The organism is Azohydromonas lata NBRC 102462 (genome assembly GCF_001571085.1).
Classification (GTDB): Bacteria; Pseudomonadota; Gammaproteobacteria; order Burkholderiales; family Burkholderiaceae_C; genus Azohydromonas; species Azohydromonas lata.
The window spans coordinates 1-6,604 of record NZ_BCTC01000184.1 but is presented as its reverse complement, the minus strand read 5'-3'; the positions used below and the strand labels follow the sequence as shown (position 1 = coordinate 6,604).

The window sequence follows — 6,604 nt, the reverse complement described above, 5'->3', positions numbered from 1 at the left end:
ATCACCTTCACCGCATCCGCGCTCTGCACGGTGGCGATGGCGTTGCCCGCGTAGATGGGGCGCTCGAAGGTGTCGGCGCTCAGCACTTTCGTGACGTCGCTGAGCTGCGCCACGTCCAGCCTGGCGGCCACGCGCGGGGCCGCGTTGCGCCCGGCCGCGGTGGCCGGGAACAGGACGTGGCTGTAGCCCGCGGCCAGCGCCAGCACTTGCGCGGCCACGTTCTCGGCGAGCTGCTTGCCCAGCGCGGGCGCATCGGCGTGCAGCACCTTGGCCACGCCCTGCACCTGCGCGGCGGCCTGGGCCACGGCGGCGGCGCTTTCGCCGGCCACCAGCACGTGGACCTCGCCCCCGCAGGCCAGCGCCGCGGTGACGGTGTTCAAAGTGGCGCCCTTGAGGGACGCGTTGTCGTGTTCGGCAATGACGAGGACGGCCATGTCAGATCACCTTGGCTTCGTTCTTGAGCTTTTCAACCAGCGCGGCCACGTCGGCCACCTTCACGCCCGCGCCGCGCTTGGGCGGCTCGGCAACCTTCAAGGTCTTGAGGCGCGGCGCGACATCGACGCCCAGCGCCGCGGGCGTGAGCGTCTCCAGCGGCTTCTTCTTGGCCTTCATGATGTTGGGCAGCGTCACGTAGCGCGGCTCGTTCAGGCGCAGGTCCGTGGTCACCACGGCCGGCAGCTTCACGGCCAGCGTTTCCAGGCCGCCGTCCACCTCGCGCGTGACTTGGGCCTGGTTGTCGCCCAGCGCCACCTGGGAGGCGAAGGTCGCCTGGGGCAGGTCGGCCAGGGCCGCCAGCATCTGGCCGACCTGGTTGCAGTCGTCATCGATGGCCTGCTTGCCCAGGATCACCAGGCCCGGGGCCTCTTTGTCCACCAGCGCCTTGAGGATCTTGGCCACGGCCAGCGGCTGCAGCTCGTCGGCGCTTTCCACCAGGATGGCGCGGTCCGCGCCGATGGCCAGCGCCGTGCGCAGCGTCTCCTGGCACTGGGCCACGCCGCAGGAGACGGCCACCACCTCGGTGACGGCGCCCTTTTCCTTCAGCCGCACGGCCTCCTCGACGGCGATCTCGTCGAAGGGGTTCATGCTCATCTTCACGCCGGCAACGTCCACGCCGGTGCCGTCGCTCTTGACGCGCACCTTGACGTTGTAGTCCACCACGCGTTTCACGCAGACCAGAACTTTCATCACAACTTCCTTGCTTCAGGCCGCCACGGTCTGGGGCGGCGTTTGCGATTGATCCTTGGCCGGTGCGGGCGCACCGGGCTGCTCCAGCGGGGCCTGCGCGGCTTCAGCCGCCGCCTGGCGCGCCGCGGCGGAGGTGGTCATGACGGTGGCTTCGCCGTCGATGACGACCACGCCCTTCACGCGGCACTCGGTGGAGAGCACCGCGCGCGCCTTGGCGGTGTCCACGGACAGCACCTTCACCGTGGCATGCACCGTGTCGCCCGGGCGCACCGGGGCGCGAAAGCGCATCTGCTGGCCCAGGTACACGGCGCCGGGGCCGGGCAGCCGGTTGGCCACCGCCGCCGAGATCACGCTGGCCGTGAGGAAGCCGTGCGCGATGCGGCCGCCAAAGCGCGTGGTCGCGGCGAATTCCTCGTTGGTGTGCACCGCGTTGTTGTCGCCGGAGACGGCGGCGAACAGCACGATGTCGGCCTCGGTGATGGTCTTGGAATAGGTGGCCTGCATGCCGGGGCGCAGGTCCTCGATGTCGTAGCCGTGGAGGTCGTTCATGGCGGCGGGGCCTCTCGCTTCAAGAGTTCAGAACTGCTCGTCGGCCAGCGCCAGCGTGGTGTCGCCGCCGTGCACGACCACGTCGCGCAGCATGGGCGCCGCCACCAGCACGTGGGCCGCGTAGTGGCGCGCGGTGGCGACCTTGGCGCGCAGGAAGGCGGCGTCGCCCTCGCCCGCGGCGAGTTGCGCCGCGGCCGCGTCGGCCAGGCGGGCGCTGAGCCAGCCGCCCACGACGGTGCCGGCCAGGCGCAGGAAGGGCACGGAGCCCGCGGCGCATTGGGCACCCGCTTCGGCGCTGTGGGCCAGCAGCCAGTCCACGGCGGCGTCCAGCGCGGCGACGCCGGTGTGCAGCGCCGCGCCGGTTTGGGCGACGGCGGCTTCCCGGCTGTCGAGCAGGCGGCGCGCGTCGGCGTCCATGCGCGCGACAAGCGCCTTGACGGTCTTGCCGCCCTCGCGGGCGATCTTGCGGCCGATGAGGTCGTTGGCCTGGATGGCCGTGGTGCCCTCGTAGATGGTGGTGATGCGCGCGTCGCGCAGGTATTGCGCGGCGCCCGTCTCCTCCACGAAGCCCATGCCGCCATGCACCTGCACGCCGTCCGAGGCGATGAAGAGGGCGTTGTCGGTGAGCCAGCCCTTCACGATGGGCGTGAGCAGCTCCACCAGGGCCTGGCTTTGGGCGCGATCGGCCGGGTGCGCAGCGGCGTGGGCGCGGTCCATCTGGGCGGCGCAGAAGTAGGCCAGGGCGCGCATGGCCTCGATGCGGGCCTTGCCGTCCATGAGCATGCGGCGCACGTCGGGGTGGCCGATGATGGTCTTGCTGCCCGTGGCGGTGCGGCCCTGCACGCGCTCCAGCGCATAGGCGCGGGCGTGCTGGTAGGCGCGCTCGGAGACGCCCAGGCCTTCCAGGCCGACGTTCAGCCGGGCGTGGTTCATCATGGTGAACATGCAGGCCAGGCCCTGGTTGGGCTCGCCCACCAGGTAGCCGATCGCCCCGCCCTGCTCGCCAAAGCTCATCGAGGCCGTTGGGCTGCCATGGATGCCCAGCTTGTGCTCCAGCGAGGTGCACAGCAGGTCGTTGCGCTCGCCCAGCGACCCGTCCTCGTTGACGAGGAACTTGGGGCACAGGAACAGCGACAGGCCCTTCACGCCGGCGGGCGCGTCCGGCAAGCGGGCCAGCACCAGGTGAATGATGTTCTCCGCCAGGTCGTGCTCGCCCCACGTGATGAAAATCTTGTTGCCGCTGACGCGGTAGTGGTCGCCTTGCGGCACCGCGCGCGAGCGGATGACGGAGAGGTCCGAGCCGGCCTGCGGCTCGGTGATGTTCATGGTGCCGGTCCAGCGGCCGGACACCATGTTGGGCAGGAAGCGCTGCTTGAGCGCTTCGCTGCCGTGGTGGGCGATGGCTTCCACGGCGCCCAGGGTGAGCATCTGGCAGAGGCTGAAGGCATGGTTGCTGGACTTCCACATCTCCAGCACCGCCGTGGACACCAGCGTGGGCAGGCCCTGCCCGCCGAACTCGACGGACGCGGGCATGCCGTTCCAGCCGGTGTCGCAGAAGCTCTGGTAAGCCTCCTTGAAGCCGTCGGCCGCGTTGACGACGCCGTCCTTCCAGCGCGCGCCCTGCGTGTCGCCGGCACGGTTGATGGGGTCCAGCACGCCGGCGGCGAACTTGCCCGCCTCTTCGAGAATGGACTCGACCAGGTCGGCCGAGCATTCCTCGAAGCCCGGCAGGGCGCAGACCGCTTCCAGGCCGCCGACTTCCTTCATCGTGAACAGCATGTCGCGCAGGGGTGCGCTGTAGGTGGACATCGTCTTAGCTCCTTGAATAACTGCTTGGAGGATGGGGGTGTCAGTGCGCGCTCAATGCGCGCTGGCGGCGGCAGCACCTATGCCAGTCTGCGCACGCACGTACTGGTCGCGGAAGCCGGCAATCTCCTTCTGGGCCCGCGCGCTCTTGTCGGTGACGGAGAAGAGCCACGTGAAGAAGAAGGCCAGCGGCATGGAGAACAGCGCCGGCTGCTCATACGGGAAGATGGGTGCCTGGTTGCCCAGCACCACCACCCACACGGCCTTGGACAGCACCACGAAGGTGACGGCCGAGACCAGGCCGATGACGCCGCCCACCAGCGCGCCACGCGTGGTCAGGCCCTTCCAGTAGATGGACAGGATCAGCACGGGGAAGTTGGCCGAGGCGGCGATGCCGAAGGTCAGGCCGACCAGGAAGGCCACGTTCTGCTTCTCGAACGCGATGCCCAGCACCACGGCCACCACGCCCAGCAGCAGCGACACGCGCTTGGAGACCTTCATCTCCTGCTCTTCCGTGCACTGGCCCTTGCGGATGACGCGGGCGTAGATGTCGTGCGCGATGGAGGAGGCGCCGGCCAGGGCCAGGCCCGACACCACGGCCAGGATGGTGGCGAACGCCACCGCCGAGAGGAAGCCCAGCAGCAGGTCGCCGCCCACGGCCTTGGCCAGGTGCATCACCGGCATGTTGCTGCCGCCGATGAGCGTGCCGCCCACCTTGCCGCCCTCGTAGAACTGCGGGTCCTGGCCCACGATCACGATGGCCGCCAGGCCCAGCAGGCACACCACCAGGAAGAACAGGCCGATGAAGCCGCTGGCCACGAAGACCGACTTGCGCGCCTCCTTGGCGTTGGGCACCGTGAAGAAGCGCATCATGATGTGCGGCAGCGCGGCCGTGCCGAACACCAGGCCCAGTGACAGCGACACGGCCGTCACCGGGTCGGCCAGCAGGCTGCCCGGGCGCATGATGGCCGCGCCGCTCTTGTGCGCCGCGACGGCCCTGGAGGCCAGCGTCTCGATGTTGAAGCCGAAGTGGCCCATGGCCAGGAACAGCATGATCAGGCCGCCGGTGAGCAGCAGCACGGCCTTGACGATCTGCACCCAGGTCGTGGCGATCATGCCGCCGAAGGTCACGTACACCACCATGAGCACGCCCACGATGGCCACGGCCACCGCGTAGTCCAGGCCGAACAGCAGCTTGATGAGCTGCCCCGCGCCGACCATCTGCACGATCAGGTAGAAGATCACCACCGTCAGCGAGCCGAAGGCCGCGAAGGTGCGGATGCGCGCCTGGTCCAGCCGGTACGAGGCGATATCGGCGAACGTGAAGCGGCCCAGGTTGCGCAGCCGCTCGGCCAGCAGGAACAGGATGACCGGCCAGCCCACGAAGAAGCTGATGATGTAGACGAAGCCGTCGAAGCCGCGCATGAAAACCATGGAGCTCAGGCCCAGCAGCGTGGCGGCGGACATGTAGTCGCCCGCGATCGCCAGCCCGTTCTGGAAGCCCGTGATGCCGCCGCCGGCGGTGTAGAAGTCTGCCGCGGACTTGGTGCGCCGTGCCGCCCAATACGTGATGCCCAGCGTCATCAGGACGAAGGCAATGAACATGGCGATGGCCGTGACGTTGAGCGGCTGCTTCTGCGCCTGGCCGATGGCGTCGCCCGCCAGCGCCGCGCCCGCGGCGCCCGTGAGCGCCAGCGCGCCCAGGATCTTGTTCAGGGGCTTCATGCGTTGCGCTCCACGATGTCCTGCGTCATGCGGTCGAACTCGCCGTTGGCGCGCGACACGTAAAGGCCCGTGAGCAGCCAGGAAACGATGATCAGCAGCGCCCCGATGGGGCCGCCGATGGTCAGCGCGCTGCCTTCGAACAGCGGCTTGCCGAAAATGTCCGGCGCGAACGCCACCACGGCCATGAAGGCGTAGTACGCCACCAGCACGACGGCCGACAGCGTGATCGCCAGGCGGCTGCGCTTGGCCACCAGCTCCTTGAACATCGGGTCGTTCTCGACCTTGCGATAAATGTCCGCAGACATGCTCTACTCCTCCAGGGGTGATGATTGCTGACGGGTCGATGCGCGCACACCCACCAGCGTGGGCCTGCGCGGCTTCAACCTCTTATTCGATGGCGCTGGCCGACTTGGCGCGCTGGCGCAGCAGGAACTTCTGGATTTTTCCGGTGGAGGTCTTGGGCACCTCGGCGAAGACGATGCGCTTGGGCACCTTGAAGCGGGCCAGGTGCTCGCGGCAGAACTCGATGAGCTCCTGCTCGGTGACGGTGGGCGCCCCGGGCTTGAGCTCCACGAAGGCGCAAGGCACTTCGCCCCACTTCTCGTCGGGCAGCGCCACGACGGAGGCCAGCATCACGTCGGGATGGCGGTGCAGCACGTCCTCGACCTCGATGGAGCTGATGTTCTCGCCCCCGGAGATGATGATGTCCTTGCTGCGGTCCTTGATCTTGACGTAGCCGTCCGGGTGCACCACGGCCAGGTCGCCGGTGTGGAACCAGCCGCCGGCAAAGGCTTCCTCGGTGGCGCCGGGGTTCTTGAGGTAGCCCTTCATCACCACGTTGCCGCGGAAGCAGATCTCGCCCATGGTCTCGCCGTCGGCGGGCACGGGCTCCAGGGTGTCCTGGTCGAGCACGGCCACGGCCTGCTGCAGCGGGTAAGGCACGCCCTGGCGGCCGTTGAGCCGCGCACGCTCCTGCGCCGGCAGCGCGGCCCAATGCTCCTGCTTGGCGCACACGGCCGCAGGCCCGTAGACCTCGGTGAGGCCGTAGACGTGGGTGATCTCTATGCCCGCGGCCTCGCAGCCCTCGATGACCGCGGCCGGCGGCGGGGCCCCGGCGATGAGGCCGCGCACCACGCGGCCCAGGCTCTGGCGCAGCTCCGCCGGGGCGTTGATGAGCATGCTGTACACGATGGGCGCGCCGCACAGGTGCGTGACGCCGTGCTCGCGCATGAGCGGCCAGATGGCCAGCGGATCCACCTTGCGCAGGCACACGCTGGTGCCGGCCACCAGCGCCATCGTCCAGGGGAAGCACCAGCCGTTGCAGTGGAACATGGGCAGC

Annotated in this window: 6 protein-coding genes and 1 pseudogene; all 7 read right to left on the bottom strand. The window is 69.1% G+C overall.

Annotated features, from left to right (window positions below):
• Positions 1 to 434 (bottom strand): annotated as a pseudogene (locus ALA01S_RS29915) (electron transfer flavoprotein subunit alpha/FixB family protein); the annotation flags it as partial.
• 1 nt (position 435) lies between these two features.
• The gene (locus ALA01S_RS29910) at positions 436 to 1,185 is read right to left on the bottom strand and encodes an electron transfer flavoprotein subunit beta/FixA family protein (RefSeq protein WP_066343213.1); all 750 of its coding nucleotides are present in this window, start codon (positions 1,183 to 1,185) and stop codon (positions 436 to 438) included.
• Between the two features lie 15 nt (positions 1,186 to 1,200).
• A complete protein-coding gene (locus ALA01S_RS29905; RefSeq protein WP_084268089.1) occupies positions 1,201 to 1,734 on the bottom strand; it encodes a MaoC family dehydratase in 534 nt (177 codons plus the stop codon).
• A 27-nt stretch (positions 1,735 to 1,761) separates the two neighbouring features.
• A complete protein-coding gene (locus tag ALA01S_RS29900) occupies positions 1,762 to 3,543 on the bottom strand; it encodes an acyl-CoA dehydrogenase (RefSeq protein WP_066343211.1) in 1,782 nt (593 codons plus the stop codon).
• Positions 3,544 to 3,594: 51 nt separating this feature from the next.
• Complete coding sequence (locus tag ALA01S_RS29895) at positions 3,595 to 5,265, bottom strand: cation acetate symporter (protein ID WP_066343209.1); 1,671 nt, start codon at positions 5,263 to 5,265, stop codon at positions 3,595 to 3,597.
• The gene (locus tag ALA01S_RS29890) at positions 5,262 to 5,570 is read right to left on the bottom strand and encodes a DUF485 domain-containing protein (RefSeq protein WP_066343202.1); all 309 of its coding nucleotides are present in this window, start codon (positions 5,568 to 5,570) and stop codon (positions 5,262 to 5,264) included. The genes ALA01S_RS29895 and ALA01S_RS29890 overlap by 4 nt, the downstream gene beginning before the upstream one ends.
• Positions 5,571 to 5,652: 82 nt before the next feature.
• The coding region (locus ALA01S_RS29885; RefSeq protein ID WP_157119398.1) for an AMP-binding protein at positions 5,653 to 6,604 on the bottom strand (952 nt) is incomplete at its 5' end.